This window comes from Collimonas antrihumi (assembly GCF_018304965.1).
In the GTDB taxonomy this organism is placed as follows: domain Bacteria; phylum Pseudomonadota; class Gammaproteobacteria; order Burkholderiales; family Burkholderiaceae_D; genus Collimonas; species Collimonas antrihumi.
Genome location: NZ_JAGQED010000008.1, coordinates 102932 through 123660, shown reverse-complemented (window position 1 = coordinate 123660; position 20729 = coordinate 102932). Strand labels below are relative to the sequence as shown.

Sequence of the window (20729 nt, the reverse complement as noted above, 5' to 3'; positions counted from 1 at the left end):
GCTTATTCCAGCGTCGCGGCGGCAGCCGGAAACACAGGCTCCCCCAGATTCAGCATCAACCGGTTGGCCCAAGCGAAAATGGCTACCGAGTGAATCAGGTCGAGGATTTCCAGTTCGGTCAAACCGACCTCCTGCAAGGCCTGGATACTAGCGGCATTCAATTCGCCAGGGGCATCGGTGAGTTCGGCTGAAAATTTGGAAATCGCCTGTTCGCGCGCATTGATCCCGGCTGCGTAGGGATCGTCAAAAACCTGTTGCACGGTATCGTTGCGTTTCGCCAACTGCTCGAAGCGTTGCGCGTGGACCGAGGCGCAATAGACGCAGCCGTTGATGCGCGACACCACCATCGCCCCCAACTCACGCTCGGCGCGCGACATGCCGCCAGGTGCATACATGATGGCGTTGAAAGCAGCCGAACGTTGGCGCAAGATGTCCGGCTGATGACCGAGGAACAGGTAATAATCCGACACCTTCGCCTTGGGATGGCTTTCTTCCAGCACCTTGATCTGGTCGGCGGTGGCGTTCTCGATATCGATCACATCCAGCCATGCTTTCCAGTCCAGCACTTCATTGGTGAATCCATGCGACTTGATGATAGTGCTCATGCGTGCTCCTTGCGCAACGACGGTGTGGCCGATTTCGTGGCCAGTTCCATCGCTTTCAAACCGGCAACCACACGTACTTGATATGAGATAAAGGCAATCAGTTGCGACAGCGCCACCACTGCCGGCGTGCTGATGCCGGCCGCGGGCAAGCTCCGCAGTGCTTCCTGATCTCCCTCGACCGGCCGTTGCGTCAACGCACGCGTATAGGTCAACATGGCCCGCATGCGGCCGGCCGGCAACTGCTCCGGCTGCCCTTCCGATGCGGCTGTCAATTCCTGTACGTCTACAGCCTGCGACACCAGCCGTTCACGGTAATGCCCTGCCAGATCGCTAGCGCCGCTCAGCCGGCAGGCGTACAGCGCCACCAGCAGCCGTTCGTCCAGGCCGATGTCTGCCAATGCCGGATCGAATAGCGTGTCGTAGCTGCCTTGCGTCGCAGCGGCAACCTTTTCACGCTGATGACGCAAAGCGTGGGTTCTGCCACCCGGCTGCAAGCCGACCAGCCGATCGATGACATCATTCTCGATGTCGTATGTTTGCATCGTCATGAGATTTCCTTTTTAGATGTGTGTACAGCGACTGCGTGCTCCAGAAACGCCAGTGCCTGTTGCCAGGAATCTCGGTCCGCTTCGGCATTCGGCGCCGGCTGGCCGCCGCCTGTGCTGACCCGTCCCGAGACCGGGTGGGCATAGCTAAGCTGGGTGGTCGGGACATACGGAAACAGGATTGCATGTCCGGCATCCTGGTAGTCCTGCCATACGACCGGATACGGATGCGCCACCTCTTGCAGTTTGTCGCTGACCATCCGGGCATACGTGCTGGACGGCCATGAACCGTCATCGCCGGCTGACAACAGCAATACCGGCGCCTGGATATTTTCCACAGCAATGCGGGCTCGCTGTACCGCCTCCTCGTCTTGCAAGGCAGTCAGCATCGCCAGCGCGTGACGATGCGGCGGCGGACCTTGGTCGAACGGTAACCAGCTAGCCGTGCGATTGCTTTCCCATTGGTGCGGCAAGGGCTTGCCGCCCAGGAGCCAGGTTGGTCCTTCACGCCCGATTGCCGGGTCGGCGGCGTTCTGGCCGCTATGTATCAGCGCACTCGGTACGTATGCCAGCACCGCCGATACCTGTTGCGGGAAGGTCGCGCCGAGCAGCAATACCAGTTCACCGCCACGCGATTGACCGCTGATGGCGACGAAATCCGACTGCGGCTTGAGGTTGCGCCGGATCCAGTCCAGGCCTGCCTGAAAATATTCCAGCGGCGTGTTGGAGATATAGTCCGATAAACCGGGCGCCTTGAAATATGCCAGAGCCAAAGCCGCATAGCCACGAGATGCGTACAAAGCTGCGCGCGCCTCGTTGATGCCGCCGCCGGAGCCGTTGAGTATCATCACCGCCGGATGCGGGCCGTCACCGGCTGGCAGGAACAGCGTGCCGACCAGTCCTTCCTCGCGCAAATCGCTGCGTGTCACCCCTTCCCTGCACAGGCGTTGTACCAGTTCGGCAGAGACGCTGCCGCTGGCCACCGTGGCATGCAGGACGGTAACGAGCGGTTGCCGGACGTCGGCGTTGAACACTTCACGGCGTCCGGCCAGCTCCGGCACTTGCGACCATAACAAGCCCATCGCCGAAACGCCAGGATAGTCGCCTTCGACCGCTTCGGCCAGCGTCAGGTCCAACTGCCCTTGGGCGTCGGCTACAAAGCGGGCGCGGCTGCGCCAGGGGATGCCGGCGCGCAGCGTGCGACTGCTGATTTCGACCGACTCGCCCGGCGCCGCACCGCTGACGACGATGCGGCGCGGGACGTCGATCAGGTCGTCAGACGGACTGACGCTGAGTTCAAGCATCTTATTTCTTCCCGTCCTGAGTCACCATCATGGCGGTGGTGCGATCGCTGCTGACCGGTGTCACTTTCAGGCCTTTTTTCGCTGCCCAGATATTCTGGTAGTGATACAGCGGAATCACACCGGCATCGTCGGAGACGATCTTGGCCGCCTGACGCAGGATCGCTTCACGCTTGGCGCTATCGAATTCAGCGGTCGAATCGGCCAGCGCCTTGTCTATTGCGGGATTACTGTAATGGCCCCAGTTCGAAGCGCCCAATCCCTTCTTGCCATCGACACTCGCCAGCACGTTCACCAGCGCGTAGCTGGCTTCGCCGGTGCCATTGCCCCATGCCAGCATGCTGACGGCGAATTCGTTCTTGTTGGCGCGTGCCGCGTAAGATGACCAAGGCAAAACTTCAACCTGGGTCTTGATGCCGACACGGGTCCAGAACTGGGCGATCGCCTGGGCGGTTTCCGGTGCTTGCGGATACCGGTCGTTAGGCACATGGATGGTCAGCTTGAAGCCTTGCGGGAAACCGGCTTCGGCCAGCAGTTTCTTGGCTTGATTGACATCGTTGGGAATGTTCTTGATGTCAGGGTTGTAGCCGAAGGTATCGGCCGGCATCCATTGATTGGCTTCGGTAGCCGCACCTTGCAGGATACGGTCGACCAGCGCCTTGCGATTGATCGCCAGCGTCATTGCTTGTCGCACGCGGACGTCTAGCAGCGGATTCTTTTCCAGCAGTTTACCGTTGTTATCGGTGATGTATGGATTAGCGCCTTGATGGAAACTTGGTTGCAACAGCAACACGCGCAAGCCGTTATAAGGGAAAACCTTGACGTTCGGCGATTGCTTGAGCTTGGCCAGGTCGGATACCGAGACCTTGTCGATCACGTCGACATCGCCGGACAGCAATGCCGCGGTGCGCGCAGCCGCGTTATTGATGTAGCGGTAGTTAACCTTTTCCCATATCGGCTTGGCGCCCCAATAGTCGTTGCTGCGCTCCATGACGACGCGGTCGCCTGGCGTGTAGGCGACGAATTTATACGGACCGGTACCGACTTCGGCAACGCCGCTGTTGTAGTTCTCTGTGCTCGATTTTTCACCAATGTGCTTGCTGACGATATGCACCGACGCCAGATTCAGCGGCAGATCGGGATTGGGGATGTTGGTCTTGATAATCAACGTCAACGGATCCTTGGCGGTCACCGATTCCACCGTGCGCAGGTAACCAGCGAAAGTCGCCACACTACCTGGCACACTACGTGCGCGCTGGTAGGAGAAAATCACGTCGGCAGCAGTAAACGGCGTGCCATCCTGCCATTTGACGTTGTTGCGCAGCTTGAATTCCCAGGTCTTCGGGTCGATATTCTTCCAGCTCACTGCCAGGCCGGGTTGCAGCTTGTTGTAATTATTCTCTACCAGCAAATCCCAGAAATGCAGGTCGACGGAACGGTCGCCCGCATGATTATTGAGTTGCGGATCGAGCGACGACAAGGGATCGGCGAAAGCGATATTCAGCGTCTGGGCCTGGATTTGCGCGCTGGCGGCTGCGCCTAGCAAGGCAATCGCCAGCAGGCTGGAAAGAAGCGTTTTTTTCATTTGCATCATCCTCGGTTGGTGTTCATGGAAGTAATCGGTTGATCGGTCAGGTCTCACACATCGTTCAAATGACAGGCGCTGCGGTGCCCGGGCGCGATCTCTTTCAGCACCGGCGCTTCTTCCCGGCAGCGTTGCATCGCATGCGGACAGCGCGGATGAAAGTGGCAGCCGGATGGCGGGTGCAACGGACTCGGAATTTCACCCTTGATCGCAGTGAACAGCTTGTTGCGCGCCTGCAGCCTTGGCACTTCGGCCAGCAAGGCTTGGGTGTACGGATGATTAGGACGCGTAAACAAGTCATCGACCGGCGCCGCCTCGACAATCCGGCCCAGATACATGATCACGACCCGGTCCGAGACATGCTCGACCACACCCAGGTCATGGCTGATGAACAAATAAGTCAATCCAAGCTGCTCACGCAAATCCATGAACAGATTCAGGATCTGCGCCTGGATCGACACATCCAGCGCTGCCACCGCTTCGTCGCACACCAGCATCTGCGGCTGCACCGCCAAAGCGCGGGCGATACCGATGCGCTGGCGCTGGCCGCCGCTGAACTGGTGCGGATAACGATCGCGCAATTGCGGGTCGAGACCGGCTCGCTGCAATTGAGCGCAGACATAATCGTCCAGTCCCGCGCGGTCGACCTTGCCATGGATTAGCGCCGCTTCGCCGACGATCTGGTCGACTCGCAGCCGCGGATTCAGGCTGGCGTAGGGATTCTGGAAAATCATCTGAATCTTCAACCGGGCATCGTGCTCGCTGCGGGCACTCAAGCCGTGGCGATCCTCGCCGTCGACCAGCACCTGCCCCGCCGACGGCGGCAGCAAACCGCTGACGATGCGCCCCAGCGTCGATTTTCCGCAACCGGATTCACCGACCAGGCCAACCACCTCGCCGGGCATGACCTGCAAGTCGATGGCATCCAGAGCCTGGGTAACGGCGGCGGGCCGCATCCAGCCGCGCGCCTGCAGCACAGATTCAAACGGCCGCGGCTTGCGTTCGCCGAAGCGTTTGCTGACGAGCCTGGCTTCCACCAACGGTGTCTGTTTATCCATAATGCTGCTCCGTGGTGGTTGCCAGCGCGGGATGGAAACAGCGCAACAGATGGCCGCTGACCGGTTCGGTGGTTTCCGGACGTTGCAAGCACAGCTCGCTGGCCCGTTCGCAACGCGCGGCGAAGGCGCAGGCCGATGTCAGATGCAGCAGATTCGGCGTCATGCCGGGAATCTGGCGCAAGCGCTGGCCGCGCCGGTTATTGCCAGGAAGGCTGCCGATCAGCCCCTGCGTATAGGGATGCAAAGGCTGGTCCAGCACCTCCGATACCTTGCCTTGCTCTACAATACGACCCGAATACATGACGGCGACCTCATCGGCCAAACCGGCTACCACCGACAAATCGTGCGTAATCCAGATCAGCGCCGTGCCATGCAGGCGTGCCAGGTTTTGCACTTCAGACAAGATCTGCGCCTGGATAGTCACATCCAGCGCCGTGGTCGGCTCATCGGCGATGATCAGGTCCGGCTTGTGCAGCATGGCGATCGCAATCGCCACCCGCTGGCGCATGCCGCCGGAAAGTTGATGCGGATAGGCGCGCAGCCGCTCCTCGGGGCTGGCGATGCCCATCATGCCCAAGGTCTCGCGCGCCAGTTCCCAGGCTTGCGCCCGGGTGCACTTGCTGTGCGCCAGTACGGCATCGATCATTTGCGTCTCGACCCGCAGCACCGGGTTGAGGGTCATCATCGGATCCTGGAAAATCATCGCGATGCGGTTGCCTTGCAGCTGACGTAATGCGCGCTTATCCAGTGTCAGCAAATCCTGTCCCTGGAACAGTATCTGGCCGCCGACTACGCGTCCCGGCGGATCCAGCAGGCCCAATATGGAGAAACCGGTGACGGTCTTGCCCGAGCCGGATTCACCCACCAGGCCCAGAATGCGGCCACGCTCCAGGCGCAGCGAGACATCGTCGACCGCCGGCAGCACGCCTTCGCGGGTAAAGAAATGGGTACGCAGGTTGCGCACTTCGAGTGTCGGTGGCGTGCTCAACTGCTTACTCATTTCTGCCACCTCGGATTCATCACGTCGCGCAAGCGGTCGCCGACCAGGTTGATGGCGACAATCACGATCAGCAAGGCGATGCCCGGATAGAAACTGATCCAGTATTCACCCGCCAGCATGTATTGATAGCCGTTGGCAATCAGCAATCCCAGCGATGGCTGGGTAATCGGAACACCCAGGCCGAGAAAGCTGAGCGTCGCTTCCAGCATGATGGCGCGCGCAATCTGCAAGGTGCCGACCACGATCAGCGGCGGCAGGCAATTCGGCAAGATGTGGTGCACCATGATGCGCCAGCCGGAGATTCCCAATCCACGCGCGGCTTCGACATATTCCTTTTGCCGCTCCACCAGTGCCTGGCCGCGGGCGGTGCGGGCGTAGTACGCCCATTCCAGCACCACCAGCGTCGCCATCACATTGACGATGCCCTTGCCCAGATAGGCCAGGATCAGCATCGACACCAGTATCGACGGGAATGACAGCACCAGGTCAGCCAGGCGCATCAGCAAGGTATCGACCTTGCCACCGGCGTAGGCCGCCAGCAAACCGACCAAGGTGCCGATCACACCGGCAATCAGGGCCGAACCGACGCCGATGCCGACGCTGATGCGCAAGCCGTAGAGGATGCCGGAATACAGGTCGCGGCCTTGGCCGTCGGTGCCCAGCCAATAGGTAAACGTGCCGAGACCGTTGGCGGTGCCGGGCGGCAGCCGGGCATCGAGCACATCCAGCTGCATCAGGTCGTAGGGGTTTTGCGGTGTCAGCCAGGGGGCGGCCAGGGCCGCAATCATCAATGCCAACGCCACCGACAATCCCAGCATGGCCGACTTCGACGACAGGAAATCGCGGACGATGCGGCGCCAGGGCGATTCGCGGCGCGGCGCAGGCGTCGCCACCATCGTCGCCAGAGCTTGTATCTCGGCCAGCGCGTCCGGCAACGCTTGTGATACTTCTTTGGTCGACGCGCTCATGCCTTGAGCTCCACCCGCACACGCGGATCCAGCAGCTTGTACAAGACGTCGACCAGCAGGTTGAGCGTGACGAACAGGCAGACGATCACCATCATGTAAGCCACGATGACCGGCCGGTCGAGCGCATTGATACTATCCAGAATCAGCTTGCCGGCGCCGGGCCAGGCGAAAATGCTCTCGGTCACGACCGCGAAGGCGATCGTCGATCCCAGCTCCAGGCCGAGTACGGTCACCAGCGGAATCATGGTGTTACGCAGCACGTACGACAACACCACGCGTAACGGCGACAAACCTTTGGCGCGGGCAAATTTGACGAAATCCATCGGCAGCACCTCGCGCACATTGGCGCGCGTCAAGCGGATCACCAGTGAAATCTTGAACAGCGACAGATTCAGCGCCGGCAGGATCAGGTGGCGCAAGCCGTCGGCAGTCAGCCATGACCATTTGACGCCGAACACCGTCACCGTTGCGCCGCGGCCACCGGAGGGCAGCCAGCCGAGCGAGACGCTGAAGGCCATGATCAGCATCAGGCCGATCCAGAAGGTCGGCAGGGAAAACCCCAGGATGCTGCCGGTCATCACCATCTTCGACAAGGGATGATCAGGGAACAGGCCGGCCAGCAAGCCGAGCGGAATGCCGATCAGCACTGCCATGATCAATGCCGCGAAAGCCAGCTCCAGGGTCGCCGGCAGCCGCTGGAAAATCAGCAAAATCGCCGGCTCGTTGTAGACGAAACTGTTGCCCAGGTTGCCATGTACGGCGCCGTTCAGAAAGCTCAGGTACTGGCGCCAGATCGGCTGATCCAAACCAAGCTGGTGAATGATGCGCAAGCGGTCGACTTGATCGACATCCTGGCCGATCAGGATGTCGACCGGATTACCGATCATGTGCAAACCGAAAAAGACGATCACCGTCATCAGCAACACCACCATCAACGCCTGCAACAGGCTACGCAAGATCGCACCGCTCATTGCCGTTCCTCTGGCGTTGGTTCGGCCGCCGTCCATTCGTCGCCCAACAGCTCCGGTTCGTCGTATGCCTGAATATTTTGGTAGTGAGTGTCGATGTTTTCGCGATACAGCAAAGCGGCGATGCCCTGGGCCAGCCGTTGTGCGCCATCGCTGATCGCCGGGATGTCGCCGGACAGGCTGCCGTGGCTGAGTGCGGCTGGATAACAGAAGCAATGGACACGTTCCAGGCCCGGCAAGTCGCCCGGTTGTTTTTGCTGGAATTCGAACGCTGCGCCCAGATCCGGCGAATCCGCCAGTTCCTCGTCTTCGTCGCCAGGCGGCGGCGTATAACGATCGCTCCAGTTACGGATGTGCGGCGCAATGGTGGAAAATTCGGGCCGCTCGGTCCAGTCGATACGGAATCCAGTGGAGAAAATCAGGAAATCGAGATCGAACACGCCGCGGGCGGTAGCTACACGCATGCCGGTTTCGCCGACGGTAATATCGTTGATCGCTGCGCCAAAAATGAAACGTGCATTGGGAAACCTGGATACCCGCTGCACGCTGGCGCCAGGTGGCGGCGTTTGCTGGATATTGATGTAGTGGCGGATGCGCCACTTCCATTCATCAGGTAAATACAGATGGCCGTTGGTCAGTCCAGGATTGCCGGCGCCCTTGCCCTTGTTGACACGTGGCAGTTCCTGGCGGCGGATCAACAGGTCGACCTTGGCGGCGCCAGCTTCCAGCGCCGTCGCCGCGCTGTCCATCGCCGAAGCGCCGGCGCCGATTACGCCTACGCGCAGGCCAGCCAGCGAGGTGTAATCAAGATCGTCGGCAGAATGCGCCCAGCGCTGGCGTGGCAAGTTCAGGGCCAGCGGCGGCAAATGCGCCCCGCCCAAGCCATCGCGCCCGGTGGCCAGTACCACTCGCCGCGCCAATACCGTCGAAACGCCGGCAGGCGTCAAGATACGCAGTTCCACCACGCCGTCGGCGCGCGGCAGTATGGCCTCGACGTGATGTTCGTTGCGCACATCGAGCGCCATGACGCGCCGGTACCAGCGCAGGTAATCCATCCATTGCAGGCGTGGAATCTTGTCCAGCGCATCCCAGGCTTCCAGTCCGAACTGCACTTCGTACCAGGCGCGGAAAGTCAGCGCGGCAAAACCTAGCGCCGGACCGGTGAGTTTTTTCGGTGAGCGCAGTGTTTCCATGCGCGCCGTGGTCGCCCAAGGCCCTTCGAAACCGGCTGGGGACTGATCGAAAATCACTGCGCCTATCCCCAGGTGGTTCAGCGATACTGCCGCGGCCATGCCGGCCTGGCCGCCGCCGATGATGGCCACGTCCAGTACTGGTTCGCCGCCAAGCGTCAGCGACGGCACCCAGGATTTCGCCGGCAGATCCAGCCAGGCGAGATCTTGCTGTAGCCGTGCTTCCAGTGCCGCCAGCCGCGTTTCCGGAGAAGAGTTAAGTTGGCTCACCGAGGCACCTCCTGGTTAGCTTGTGGAAGTATTGTGTGTTTGTACATTGGCGTCGGTGCAGAGATCAAGATCGGTACGGATTAATCGGTTGGCTTATAACAAATCGTCATGCTGGTCGGCATCGCGCTTGACGAAACCGTGCAAGATACTCCTGGCGGCGCTCTCAAGCGCGGTGATCAATGCTTGCGTCACGCCATCGATCGGTTTGCCGTAAGGGGTGACGACGCCGAAATAAAACGGGATATTCACCGCCAGCGGTTTGACCGTCAGGCCGGTTATCGGCATGCCGAGCGCAGTCATGGGCTCCACCAGGGCCACGCCGAGACCCGCATGGGCGGCCATGATGGCGTTAAACGAGGTATTGGTTTCTATCGCCACATCCAATGCGCTACCGTTGCCAAGCGCACCGTCGATGCGCTGGCGCAGCCGGTAGCGATTCGACATCGTGATCAGCCGTTGGCCCCGCAACATGTCAGCGGTAACCACGCTGCAATCGGCCAGGGGGCTATCGGCGCGCATCACCGCCACGCAAGGCGCCTCGCCTATCCAGTGCAAATCCAGTCCGCGATGCGCGACCGGCAGGCTGGTCAGGCCGAGGTTGACGGTTCTATGTAGAACCGAATGCACGACTTGCTCGGCTGAGGCGCTGCGCAGATGGATATGTTCAGGCAGGCCTTGGAATTCCACCAGTTTCAGCGCCGCCGGTGCAATCGTCGACGCCAGGGCTGGCGTTGCGACCACGTGAATCGGCTGCTGTTCATCGCGGCCGATTTCCGACGCCCGCTCTCGTATCGTGCGCAAGCCTACCAGTGAACGCTCAACCTCTTCATATAGCAGGAACGCCTTGTCGGTCGGTGTCACGCGCGGGCCGTTGCGGTCGAACAATGCGTAACCGAGTTCGGTTTCCAGATCTTGAACCGCCTTGCTGACAGCCGGCTGCGAACGGCCAAGGCTACGCCCGGCGCCGGTTACGCTACCGATCGTCATCACTGCCGAGAATGCTTCCAGCTGATTCAAGTCCATAGGGATTCGCTATATATGTTTATCGAATTATATGACGCTATGTATTCGATTTAAGTATAATCATTTCGCATAAGCAAATGCAAAAGAAATCGATATGAACGCCGTCAATTCAGTGCCGCAATAGTTGACATGGCGTTCTACGGCGCCTGGACCACGCGAGCCACCGGCATTCCAGGCAACGATAAATGCATATAGAAATTAAATAATATTTGTTTTTCAAATAACATTTTCATCGTAAGGTAACGTCAATTCCTTTTTTTTCCGGATTTCACGCCATGAACGCATCCAGTGCCTGTACCACCGTAGTACCCGATGACTCTGCCGCGGCAAGCAACAGCGGCGCAGCGGCGACTGCCGCCCCACACCCTCCCCTGCAACTCCCCATCTATCTCGACTATTCGGCCACAACCCCGGTCGATCCTGCGGTTGCAGTCAAGATGTGTGAATACCTGACCGAAAAATTCGGCAACCCGGCCAGCAGTTCTCATACCTTCGGCTGGGAAGCCAAGGCGGCTGTCGAAAAAGCGCGCCGGCAGGTAGCTGCGCTGGTCGGTGCGCAAGCCAGCGAGATCGTCTGGACCTCTGGCGCAACGGAATCCAACAACCTGGCACTGAAAGGCGCCGCCCATGCCTTGCGTGATAGCGGCCGTGGACGCCACCTGGTTACCATGAGCATCGAGCACAAGGCAGTCCTCGACACGATGCACACGCTGGAGCGTGAAGGTTTCGAAGTGACTTATCTGCAGCCGTTGCCAAACGGTTTGATCGATCTGGCGGCATTCAAGGCGGCACTGCGCGCGGACACCATCATCGCCTCGGTCATGATGGTCAACAACGAGATTGGCGTGATCCAGCCGATTGCCGAATTGGGAGAAATCTGTGCCGAGAGGAATATCGTGTTTCACGTTGACGCGGCACAGGCGGCGGGCAAGGTTGCGATCGATCTGCGTACCTTGAAAGTCAATTTGATGTCGTTCAGCGCGCACAAGATTTATGGCCCCAAAGGAATCGGCGCGCTGTTCGTCCGCCGCGATCCGGCGTTGAAACTGGAGGCCCAGATCGACGGTGGCGGCCACGAGAACGGGATGCGTTCCGGCACCCTGGCAACCCATCAAATCGTCGGCATGGGTGAGGCATTCAACCTGGCGGCACAGTTGCTGGATAGCGAAAGTGCGCGGATCAGCAGCTTGCGTGATCGCTTGTGGAATGGTTTGAGCGATTGCCCCGGCGTCGTGCTCAACGGCGACCTCCTGCAACGCGTCCCGCACAATCTGAATCTCAGCTTCGAGCTTGACGGCGCCACGCCGATCTCGGCGCAATTACTGGATATCGCAGTCTCGGCCGGCTCCGCCTGCAACTCGGCCAACGCCGCGCCGTCCTACGTGTTGTCCAGCCTGGGGCGATCCGATGCGCTGGCGCGCAGCGCGATCCGCTTTTCATTCGGCCGCTACACAACCGAGCAGGAAATCGACTATACGGTGGCGACGCTGAGGCAATTGCTGCAGCCTCGGACGACTGCACGATAGTAATCCGCAGGGTGGACACGCCTTTGTGCCCACACCCTGCGAGCCATTAAAAAAATCATCCGGCACCCGCGCCATGAAGCGATGTTTCCGCGTGGAATCCATATATTTTTTATTATCCCTAGTTTTACTTTTTGGCGTCGCCTACTCTGCAGTCGTAGGGAAAGAAAACATGACAGTGATTGAAAAAGCGCAAGTTGGCCGAAAAGATGTTTTGGATGGAGCAAAACGGTTGGGGGACTGTGCAGCGGGCGACTCATCGGATTGGAGAAACTCCGGGCGCTAGCGCTATGTATCGGTAGAGTCCGGAGGCATTCGTGCCTTTCAGCAACCTGTTGATGCTCAGGGGGACTCCAGCCGTGAAAATATATATCAGTGGGCTGTACTGCGGCCCGAATCCTTCTTCAGGCGTCGGTGTGGCGCGTTCCTTGCGGCTGGCCTATCCCGACGCCACCCTCATCGGCGTCGATTACTCAAGCCGCAGCAGTGGCATCCACGCGCCAGTCTTTGACGATGTCTGGATTCAACAGCCATGGGCCAGGCTTGATCTGGACGCTTACGCCGCCAGTATCCGCGACCGCCTTGAGCCGGAAGATTCTTTCTGGATCTCGTGCCTGGACCTGGAGATCCTGTGGATGGCGCAAGTCCTGGGCCCGCATCCGAGGCTGCTTACGCCGTCTGTCGACGCCCTCGATCGAATTGCCAAACCCGCCGTCCCCGCCCATGAGGGACTTCCCGTCGGTATACCGCCTTTCATTTCCACCACCGAGCAGGACTGGACGCTGAACGCCTTCTGCCGCCGCCACGGATGGAAGATTTGGCTGAAGGGGCCGTACTACGATGCGGTGCAGATTAACTGGTGGCCTTCTTTCTTGTCGTTACGTGCGGCTTTCCAATCAACCTGGGGAACTGAAAAACTGTTTCTGCAGGCACATGTGCGCGGACTGGAAGAGTCGGTAAGCTTCAGCGCCTACCAAGGACGTCTTCTGGACGCGGTGCATATGGTCAAGCGCGATATCACCCCGGAGGGCAAGACCTGGGGCGGACATATCGAAGATCCTGTGCCGGATTTTCTCAATCCTCTCAGAGACATCGTCAGCGCGTTGAAGTGGACTGGAGGCGCGGAGCTGGAGATGATCCGTAGTCCTGCCGGGGAGCTCTGGCTGATGGAGATGAACCCGCGCTTTCCCGCCTGGATCCACGGGGCGACCATTGCCGGGCGCAACCTGGTGGGCCGCCTGGTCGAAGCTGCGAGTGGCATTCCCATGCGCGCGGCGGAGCGGCAATCAAACGAGTTCGCCCGCATCGTGGTCGAAATGCCAGTGCGCGCCGGCTATCCGATCCCTCCCCTGCAAGAGCCGCTTAACGGCAGCCAGCATCATTCAGGAAAATATCCGTCGGGGATGCCGATGCTGGCGCACCGGCTCCAGGCAATGCGCAATCACGAGCGCCCCGCGGTCACAGTGGACCCGGAGCCCGTGTCCACGCCTGCAATCGTACCTGCCAGTTTCATCGAAGACATCCTGGGCGCCGATCTCGATAAGGTCCAGACGCCACACCGTATTCTTCTTCCCCGCACCGCCGCGCGCAGTTTCAACCAGCTTGCCGTAGCGGCAAGCGCCGCATCGTCCTCCGCTTGCGCGGTGCGGGCCGCCTATAGCATCAAGACCAATCCGGATGAACGTCTGATCGAACTTGCCCGTAATGCGGGTTTTCTGGCGGAGGCGATCAGCGAACTCGAAGTCGGCCAGGCGCTTAATCAGGGTTTTCTCCCCGAGCAGATCATTCTCAACGGCCCTGCCAAGGCGTGGCCGAATCCGACCGTGGCGTACCCGGTGCACGCGATCTTCTGCGATTCAGTCGATGAATTACGGCAAGTGGTACAACGGATAGCGAGTGGCGAGGATCTCGCGGAATTCATCGGTGTCAGACTGCGCGGTCCGCAGTTGATCTCCCGCTTTGGCATCCCGGTTTATTCGCGTTTGATTTTCCACGAAATGATCGAACTGCTGCGGGAGCTCCCGCAGCACGTCCGGCTTGGCTGCCATTTCCACATCGCCAGCAGCAATTTCGGGATTGGACAATGGTGGCGGCTCTACGATTCTTCATTGCGCTGCGCGAAATCCATCGAATCCTGTACGGACCGCTCGGTGGAGTGCGTGGATATCGGTGGCGGCTGGTTCCCGGACGATTTCGAGAGCGAACTGGTGCCGAAGCTCGGCGATGCAGTCCGGCAGGCGCGCGAAGCGCTGCCGAACCTGCGTGTGTTCGTACTGGAACCGGGCCGGGCCATGGTCCAGCATTCGATGGCGGTGGCGATGCGCGTGCTCGAAGTACGGAAATATATGGGATTCCCGCAAGATATCGTCGTCGACGGATCGATAGCCGAGCTGCCGCTCGCGTGGCAGTTCCCGCATCGGATCCTGGAACGGGACTGCAAAACCGGCGATTGGCAGCCAATGCCGCGCGGCATGGCCAGGATACTGGGAAGACTCTGCATGGAGGACGATATCGTCGCTCCCAATGTCCAGCTGCGGGCGGACATCAAAGAAGGTGAACTACTGGCGATCTGCGATGCCGGCGCTTATGAAAGCAGCATGGCCTACACTTTTGGACGAGGTAAAAGCAATGGACTCTAAGCTGCCGTTGGCCGACCAGGTCACCATCGATTTCTGGCACTCGTATCCGGCCTCTTACATTTCGCACCATGGGCAGGATTGCTGCCACATCGCGAAAAACTGGCTGGTCAACCAGGACTACAATCTCGATTCCGTAAGCGGGGACGGCCAGCTGTTGTCCGCGCCGCGCTGGATTCCCGAACGTTATGAATGGGGCCCGAATTCCTGGCCGCTGTTCTGGTGCGACGCTATCGCGATGTACAAACTCGACTGCGGAGCCCTGGCGGCGTTTTCCCGCGAAGTCTACCTGTCGCGGGGAGTAAGGGCCGCACCGGTGCAACTGATCCAGCGTTTGTCCAGCCACGCGATCAGCCAGCTGCGCAAGATATGGCGCGATGGCCCCGGTTACCTCAACTGGCTGGCCGAAGACAAGATATATCACGAAGCCGTGGCGGTCAGCCTTGACGGAATCCGGATTCAAATTTGGGATGCCACCAACGGCTGGTGGATACAGCCGGTTCAGACCGATGGCTACGGCGCTGTCCTGAAAGTAAAAGTGAGCCCGCTTGAGCCCGATGCCCAGGACATCCTGCATTGGGGAGATCGAATAGTGGTGCCCGGTATCTGGACCGATATCTGCGCCGAATGAGGACGCCATGGACGGCTTGCGAGCCCTTTTTTCGGCGTCATTTTTCGGCGTCAGTCAGAGCGTGTTCCAGCAGAACGGATACACAGGGCTGATTCTACTGTCCGGTGTCTTCCTCAGTTCGCCCTGGGTCGGCCTGGCGGCGCTGCTGGGCGTACTCACCAGCACCTCGGCTGCATGGGCGATCGGCGTCGAGCGCAGCCTTATCTTGGCCGGGGTCTACGGCTTCAACGGCTTTTTCACCGGTATCGCGCTGGGCTCCATCTTCAGTCCAACCCTGGAACTCTGGGTTGTCGTGGCGCTTGCAGGTGCGCTGTCGGCCGTCTTGACTTACGCTTTCCTGCGACTGCTGGGCCGCATGCGCCTGCCCGCGCTCAGCGCTCCTTTCGTTTGTGTGCTTTGGCTGATTCTGCTGGCGGTCGTGCATATGGGGCGCCTGGCTTACGCCCAGGGCCCGGCCGTAGGAATCAGCGGCCAGTTGCTACCGGATGCGGCGCGGGCATGGACCGATCAATTCACCAACGGTCACTATACCTTCAGCCTGATCCTGAATGGAACGCTGCGAGGAGTCAGCCAGATTTTCTATCAGGACGACCTCATCGCCGGCTGCATCTTCTTGCTCGGCATATCTGCGAGCTCGGCCAGGGCTGCCATGCTGGCGGCAGCCGGTTCCTTGACCGGGGCCATCGTCGCCCTGCTCATCGGTGCGCCGGACTCGGCTGTGTTCCATGGTTTATACGGCTTTAACGCCACGCTTAGCGCGCTTGCCGTAGCGACGTTGATTCCAAAACCCGGCTGGAAGCCCGTGGTTACGGCGCTCCTGTGCTCGGCAGTCGCGGCGATCGCTACCGGCGCCATGATGCCATTATCGCGATTCGCCGGCTTGCCCTCGCTGAGCGCGCCATTCTGCGTTGCTTCCTGGATGTTCCTGCTGGCGCTGCAGAGGCGACGTGTCAGCCTGCGTTAAACTTAAAGGCAGGTCCTCCACGCTGTATTAACAGGCGCAAAACAGGCGCGACAGCATCTCCAATCTCAAGCGCATCCAGCCATGACTCGTAACCCTAACTGGCTGTCGCCGTCACATTGGCCCGAGCTTTATGCATTTTTTTGTAGCTGTCGATCAGGCGCTGGTGCCTGTCCAGACCCTCCAGTTTCATACTCGTTGGCGTTAACCCGAAGAAGCGCACGCTGCCGTCCACTGAGCCCATTACCGCGTCCATCCGAGCATCGCCAAACATTCGGCGGAAATTGACCACGTAATCATCCAGCTCCAGGTCGTCATCCAGCAGCACCTCCAGCACCACATCCAATGCCTGGTAAAACAATCCGCGCTCGACCGTGTTGTCGTTATACTGCAGGAAGGCTCCCACCAACTCTTGCGTCTCCTCAAATTGCTGTAAGGCGAGGTGAATCAGCAGCTTCAACTCGAGAACGGTTAGTTGCCCCCAGTCCGTATTCTCGTCAAATTCGATACCGATCAATGTAGCGATGTCGGAATGTTCATCGAGCTCATTGTTATCCAAACGCTCAAGCAGCGCTTCAAGGCTGGCATCGTCAAGGCGATGCAGATTCAAAATATCGGCGCGGAACAACAGCGCCTTGTTGGTGTTATCCCAGATCAAATCTTCTATCGGGTAAATTTCCGAATAACCGGGCACCAAAATCCGGCAGGCTATGGCGCCTAAATTGTCATACGCCGCCATGTACACCTGTTTGCCCATTTCTTCGAGAATACCGAACAAGGTCGCGGCTTCCTCGGCATTGGAGTTTTCACCCTGGCCCGAAAAATCCCATTCAACAAAATTGAAATCCGCTTTGGCACTGAAAAAGCGCCATGACACGATACCGCTGGAATCGATGAAGTGTTCGACAAAGTTATTTGGCTCAGTCACGGCTTCACTGGTAAAGGTGGGCCGCGGCAATTCGTTGAGGCCTTCAAAACTGCGACCCTGTAGCAGTTCCGTCAGGCTACGCTCCAGCGCCACCTCCAGGCTTGGGTGCGCGCCGAACGAGGCGAACACACCGCCTGTGCGCGGGTTCATCAAGGTGACGCACATCACCGGGTACACCCCTCCCAGCGACGCATCCTTCACCAGCACCGGAAAGCCCTGCTCTTCCAACCCCTGAATGCCAGCCAGAATGCCAGGGTATTTCGCCAGCACTTCCTGCGGCACATCAGGTAATGTGATTTCACCTTCCAGAATTTCGCGTTTTACCGCCCGTTCGAAAATTTCCGACAAGCATTGCACCTGCGCTTCGGCCAGCGTGTTACCGGCACTCATGCCATTGCTGACGTACAGGTTTTCGACCAGGTTGGACGGAAAATACACCACCTCGCCGTCCGACTGCCGCACATACGGCAGCGAACAGATACCGCGCTGAGCATTGCCGGAGTTGGTGTCGACCAGATGCGAGCCACGTAACTCGCCGTCGGGATTGTAAATTTGCAGACTGTACTCATCCAGAATGTCAGCCGGCAGCGCATCTTTACGGCCAGGCTTAAACCAGCGCTCGTTCGGGTAATGTACAAACTCCGCGTTGGCGATGTCTTCGCCCCAAAACGTGCCGGCGTAGAAATGGTTGCAATTCAGTCGCTCGATATACTCTCCCAACGCCGACGCCAACGCGCTTTCCTTGGTCGCTCCCTTGCCATTGGTAAAGCACATCGGCGAGTGCGCATCGCGGATATGCAGCGACCACACGTTGGGAACAAGATTGCGCCACGAAGCGATTTCAATCTTGATGCCCAAGTTCGCCAAAACGCCTGACATATTGGCGATGGTTTGCTCCAACGGCAGATCCTTGCCCGCAATATAGGTGCTGACGTCAGAAGCCGGCTTCAAGGTCAGCAACGACTGCGCATCGGCATCCAGATTCTCTACCTCTTCAATGACAAACTCGGGTCCGGCTTGCACCACTTTTTTCACCGTACAACGCTCGATGGAGCGCAAAATTCCCTGGCGGTCTTTGGCAGAGATATCCGCCGGCAACTCAACCTGAATCTTGAAAATCTGCTGATACCGGTTTTCCGGATCAACAATATTATTCTGCGACAGGCGGATATTTTCGGTAGGAATATTGCGAGTTACGCAATACAACTTCACAAAGTAAGCGGCGCACAAGGCCGATGAGGCCAGAAAATAATCGAAGGGACCAGGCGCCGAGCCATCGCCCTTATAACGGATAGGCTGGTCGGCCACTACCGTGAAGTCATCGAACTTGGCTTCAAGACGTAGTTTATCGAGAAAGTTGACCTTAATTTCCATGGGGGAACTCTAAAATGATGTAACCGCTATTATCCGTCGCCACGCCGGTACCGTGCAAAGTATCGATGGTTTCCTCACACGTTGCCGCTTACGGATAATTTGACAGGCGACCGCCATGGTGCGGTACATGGTTGGAACCGGCGAGCTTCAATGCGCCATGGCAATATCCAAGGGTTAACGCGTGGCGGCTCTCGGCAATGATGCGCCCGGCAACGATCACGCCGAATCCACGCCGGATTCGGCGTGGATTCGGCGTGATCCTGAATACTCCTTTGGCTCGTCTCGCAAATCTGGGCAGGCAGGCGCTCGCTAGCTTTCCTTACGCACCAAACCTCACTTCCCCCCGATCCTGCATCAACGCAGAATCGACCCATGCTTGCCGATCATGATCATTTCCACGAATTTCGATCCGTCATGATTGGTTGGGGTGTATGACACCCTCACCCCGCCCAGGTCAAAATCCCGTAATGTCTCCAGTGCCGCCATCAGTTTCGCCCTGGTTGGATTGGGGCCGGCCCTGCGCAGTCCTTCCGTCAATAGCTTTGCGGCCACGAAGCCTTCGAATGTCGAATAAGAAGCTGGCGGCGGTTTAGCCATTCCTTTCAAAACGCTCTGGAATTCCCGTGCTGCGCCTGCACCATAATTTTTCGGGTAAGGCATCACCTGCATCACGCTCACGCCGCGGCCGTCGTCGCCCAGCGATTCGAAGAAGGTATCGGAGCTGACATTGGACAGCATCATGAAGGCCGGATGAAATCCCTGCTTGCGGACTTGTTTGACAAAGTCGGCACAGACAGAGGGCGTGCAAGCCATCAGCACCGCTTGCGGGTTGGCCGCCACTATGGCGTTGACGGCTTTGTCGATTTTCAGGTCCTTGCGGTCATAATTCGCGGTTACCACGGCATTTAGCTTATGTGCCGCCAGATTGCGTTCGAACCCTGCCAGCCCATCCTTGCCGAAGCTGTCGTCCTGATACAGGATGGCCACCTTGCGGATTCCCAATGAACCGAACAATTCAACCATTTTCGCCGTTTCGGCCTGATAACTGGCGCGCAGATTGAACAGATATGGATTGAATGGCTGGTGCAAGCTTTGTCCGCCCGAGAACGGCGCGATCATCGGCACCTTCTCCGCCAATAACAACGGCAGCACGGCTTCTACCGTTGGCGTGCTGCGATAGCCGAACAGAGCCAGCGCGTTGTCTTCCTTTAACAGCTTTTCGGTATTGAGCCTGGTGGTTTCCGGCTTGCGTTTATCGTCATAGGACTTAAGCTCGATCTTCCGCCCGTATACGCCGCCCTGCGCGTTAACCCAGGCGAAGTAAGCCAGCGCGCCCTCCATGTTTTCCTTGCCGGTGGCTTCGCCCGATAACTCTACCGATTGTCCAATGACGATCTTTTCCTGTGCATTGGCGATTGCTGCGGATGCCAAGAAAAAAAGCGCGGCGGACGCTGCAATAAGCGTTCTCATGATTGTTGTCTCCCTGGTTGTAATTATTTTCGTTGGACAATACTCTTCCAAAGCTTGCAATTAGCTTTCAATTTATTATCTAGTCGATTCTTGCGATATCCGGGCAAGACAAGAGCACGCTTTGTTTTTTTGCAAACTCCTTCACTTAAACTTGCAATAAAATGTATAAATACCTTTATAAACAATCGATTATGCTTTATTTATCATGTTTTACATTATATTTGTAGTGCACCCACAAATCACACAAAACGCATGACGCCAACGGAGGGAAGTGCATGGACGAGCAATATGAAGATGGTTTGCAAATACGCAAACAGGTTATGGGTGAGGAATTCGTGGCCAAGGCTTTCGCCAATGCCGATGACTTTACGCGGCCGCTGCAGGAATACATCACCCGCAATGCCTGGGGCACGGTCTGGTGCCGGGATGGCCTGGACCTGAAGACCCGCAGCCTGACTACGCTGGCAATGCTGACCGCCCTTGGACGCACACAGGAACTCAAAGGACATGTGCGCGGCGCCCGCAACAACGGCGCCACGGTGAAAGAAATACAGGAAGTGCTGCTGCACGCAACCGTGTACTGCGGCGTGCCCCTGGCGGTCGATGCATTCCGTGCGGCGCAAGAAGTTTTGTCTGAAATGGCGGCGGCAGATCTCTAGGGCATATAAGATAGCTTTACCTGAATCGTCATCG

The 20729-nt window shown here is 58.6% G+C and carries 17 protein-coding genes; 5 read left to right on the top strand and 12 right to left on the bottom strand.

What is annotated here, in order from left to right:
- Positions 1-2: 2 nt before the first annotated feature.
- The 10 genes from KHU29_RS09990 to KHU29_RS09945 all read right to left on the bottom strand — a co-directional run bounded on the left by KHU29_RS09990 (position 3) and on the right by KHU29_RS09945 (position 10513).
- Positions 3-605: a peroxidase-related enzyme gene (locus tag KHU29_RS09990; protein ID WP_211452658.1), complete on the bottom strand. Its 603-nt coding sequence runs from the start codon at positions 603-605 to the stop codon at positions 3-5.
- Complete coding sequence (locus tag KHU29_RS09985; RefSeq protein WP_211452657.1) at positions 602-1153, bottom strand: CMD domain protein; 552 nt, start codon at positions 1151-1153, stop codon at positions 602-604. Before KHU29_RS09985 ends, KHU29_RS09990 begins: the two co-directional genes overlap by 4 nt.
- A complete protein-coding gene (locus KHU29_RS09980) occupies positions 1150-2454 on the bottom strand; it encodes an acyl-CoA thioester hydrolase/BAAT C-terminal domain-containing protein (protein ID WP_211452656.1) in 1305 nt (434 codons plus the stop codon). The genes KHU29_RS09985 and KHU29_RS09980 overlap by 4 nt, the downstream gene beginning before the upstream one ends.
- Before the next feature lies 1 nt (position 2455).
- Positions 2456-4036, bottom strand: a complete 1581-nt coding sequence (locus KHU29_RS09975) for an ABC transporter substrate-binding protein (protein ID WP_211452655.1) — start codon at positions 4034-4036, stop codon at positions 2456-2458.
- Positions 4037-4089: 53 nt separating this feature from the next.
- Positions 4090-5094, bottom strand: coding sequence for an ABC transporter ATP-binding protein (locus KHU29_RS09970; protein WP_211452654.1), 1005 nt, complete (start codon positions 5092-5094; stop codon positions 4090-4092).
- Complete coding sequence (locus KHU29_RS09965; RefSeq protein WP_211452653.1) at positions 5087-6094, bottom strand: ABC transporter ATP-binding protein; 1008 nt, start codon at positions 6092-6094, stop codon at positions 5087-5089. The genes KHU29_RS09970 and KHU29_RS09965 overlap by 8 nt, the downstream gene beginning before the upstream one ends.
- On the bottom strand, positions 6091-6990 hold the full coding sequence (locus KHU29_RS09960; protein WP_211452683.1) for an ABC transporter permease: 900 nt from the start codon (positions 6988-6990) through the stop codon (positions 6091-6093). Before KHU29_RS09960 ends, KHU29_RS09965 begins: the two co-directional genes overlap by 4 nt.
- 68 nt (positions 6991-7058) lie before the next feature.
- Entirely contained in the window at positions 7059-8033 is a 975-nt protein-coding gene (locus tag KHU29_RS09955; RefSeq protein ID WP_211452652.1) for an ABC transporter permease, read from the bottom strand.
- Positions 8030-9490 (bottom strand): NAD(P)-binding domain-containing protein, encoded by a 1461-nt coding sequence (locus KHU29_RS09950; protein ID WP_211452651.1) that lies wholly within the window; start codon positions 9488-9490, stop codon positions 8030-8032. The genes KHU29_RS09955 and KHU29_RS09950 overlap by 4 nt, the downstream gene beginning before the upstream one ends.
- A 93-nt stretch (positions 9491-9583) precedes the next feature.
- Positions 9584-10513, bottom strand: a complete 930-nt coding sequence (locus KHU29_RS09945; protein ID WP_211452650.1) for a LysR family transcriptional regulator — start codon at positions 10511-10513, stop codon at positions 9584-9586.
- A 275-nt stretch (positions 10514-10788) separates the two neighbouring features.
- Between KHU29_RS09945 and KHU29_RS09940 the strand changes: the two genes are divergently transcribed.
- From KHU29_RS09940 to KHU29_RS09925, 4 genes are all read left to right on the top strand, one after another.
- Positions 10789-12039 carry an IscS subfamily cysteine desulfurase gene (locus KHU29_RS09940; RefSeq protein WP_211452649.1) on the top strand — a complete coding sequence of 417 codons (1251 nt, stop codon included), beginning with the start codon at positions 10789-10791 and terminating at the stop codon, positions 12037-12039.
- 314 nt (positions 12040-12353) lie between these two features.
- A complete protein-coding gene (locus KHU29_RS22425; protein WP_211452648.1) occupies positions 12354-14675 on the top strand; it encodes a hypothetical protein in 2322 nt (773 codons plus the stop codon).
- A complete protein-coding gene (locus tag KHU29_RS09930) occupies positions 14665-15303 on the top strand; it encodes a hypothetical protein (protein ID WP_211452647.1) in 639 nt (212 codons plus the stop codon). The genes KHU29_RS22425 and KHU29_RS09930 overlap by 11 nt, the downstream gene beginning before the upstream one ends.
- A 7-nt stretch (positions 15304-15310) precedes the next feature.
- A complete protein-coding gene (locus KHU29_RS09925; RefSeq protein WP_211452646.1) occupies positions 15311-16267 on the top strand; it encodes an urea transporter in 957 nt (318 codons plus the stop codon).
- Between the two features lie 94 nt (positions 16268-16361).
- Here the strand turns inward: KHU29_RS09925 and KHU29_RS09920 are convergent, their stop codons facing one another.
- Both KHU29_RS09920 and KHU29_RS09915 read right to left on the bottom strand, forming a co-directional pair.
- A complete protein-coding gene (locus KHU29_RS09920; RefSeq protein WP_211452645.1) occupies positions 16362-18566 on the bottom strand; it encodes an OsmC domain/YcaO domain-containing protein in 2205 nt (734 codons plus the stop codon).
- Positions 18567-18920: 354 nt separating this feature from the next.
- Positions 18921-20036 (bottom strand): ABC transporter substrate-binding protein, encoded by a 1116-nt coding sequence (locus KHU29_RS09915; protein ID WP_211452644.1) that lies wholly within the window; start codon positions 20034-20036, stop codon positions 18921-18923.
- A 275-nt stretch (positions 20037-20311) separates the two neighbouring features.
- Between KHU29_RS09915 and pcaC the strand changes: the two genes are divergently transcribed.
- Complete coding sequence (gene pcaC, locus KHU29_RS09910) at positions 20312-20695, top strand: 4-carboxymuconolactone decarboxylase (protein ID WP_211452643.1); 384 nt, start codon at positions 20312-20314, stop codon at positions 20693-20695.
- The last annotated feature ends 34 nt before the right edge of the window (positions 20696-20729 follow it).

What these genes read in the sequence shown, in the direction of transcription:
- KHU29_RS09975 (WP_211452655.1), bottom strand. Translation starts at nt 4,036, where the DNA reads ATGAAAAAAACGCTTCTTTCCAGCCTGCTGGCGATTGCCTTGCTAGGC.
- KHU29_RS09920 (WP_211452645.1), bottom strand. Translation starts at nt 18,566, where the DNA reads ATGGAAATTAAGGTCAACTTTCTCGATAAACTACGTCTTGAAGCCAAG.
- KHU29_RS09985 (WP_211452657.1), bottom strand. Translation starts at nt 1,153, where the DNA reads ATGACGATGCAAACATACGACATCGAGAATGATGTCATCGATCGGCTG.
- KHU29_RS09940 (WP_211452649.1), top strand. Translation starts at nt 10,789, where the DNA reads ATGAACGCATCCAGTGCCTGTACCACCGTAGTACCCGATGACTCTGCC.
- KHU29_RS09980 (WP_211452656.1), bottom strand. Translation starts at nt 2,454, where the DNA reads ATGCTTGAACTCAGCGTCAGTCCGTCTGACGACCTGATCGACGTCCCG.
- KHU29_RS09960 (WP_211452683.1), bottom strand. Translation starts at nt 6,990, where the DNA reads ATGGTGGCGACGCCTGCGCCGCGCCGCGAATCGCCCTGGCGCCGCATC.
- KHU29_RS09915 (WP_211452644.1), bottom strand. Translation starts at nt 20,036, where the DNA reads ATGAGAACGCTTATTGCAGCGTCCGCCGCGCTTTTTTTCTTGGCATCC.
- KHU29_RS09925 (WP_211452646.1), top strand. Translation starts at nt 15,311, where the DNA reads ATGGACGGCTTGCGAGCCCTTTTTTCGGCGTCATTTTTCGGCGTCAGT.
- KHU29_RS09965 (WP_211452653.1), bottom strand. Translation starts at nt 6,094, where the DNA reads ATGAGTAAGCAGTTGAGCACGCCACCGACACTCGAAGTGCGCAACCTG.
- KHU29_RS09945 (WP_211452650.1), bottom strand. Translation starts at nt 10,513, where the DNA reads ATGGACTTGAATCAGCTGGAAGCATTCTCGGCAGTGATGACGATCGGT.
- KHU29_RS09930 (WP_211452647.1), top strand. Translation starts at nt 14,665, where the DNA reads ATGGACTCTAAGCTGCCGTTGGCCGACCAGGTCACCATCGATTTCTGG.
- KHU29_RS09955 (WP_211452652.1), bottom strand. Translation starts at nt 8,033, where the DNA reads ATGAGCGGTGCGATCTTGCGTAGCCTGTTGCAGGCGTTGATGGTGGTG.
- KHU29_RS09970 (WP_211452654.1), bottom strand. Translation starts at nt 5,094, where the DNA reads ATGGATAAACAGACACCGTTGGTGGAAGCCAGGCTCGTCAGCAAACGC.
- KHU29_RS09990 (WP_211452658.1), bottom strand. Translation starts at nt 605, where the DNA reads ATGAGCACTATCATCAAGTCGCATGGATTCACCAATGAAGTGCTGGAC.
- pcaC (WP_211452643.1), top strand. Translation starts at nt 20,312, where the DNA reads ATGGACGAGCAATATGAAGATGGTTTGCAAATACGCAAACAGGTTATG.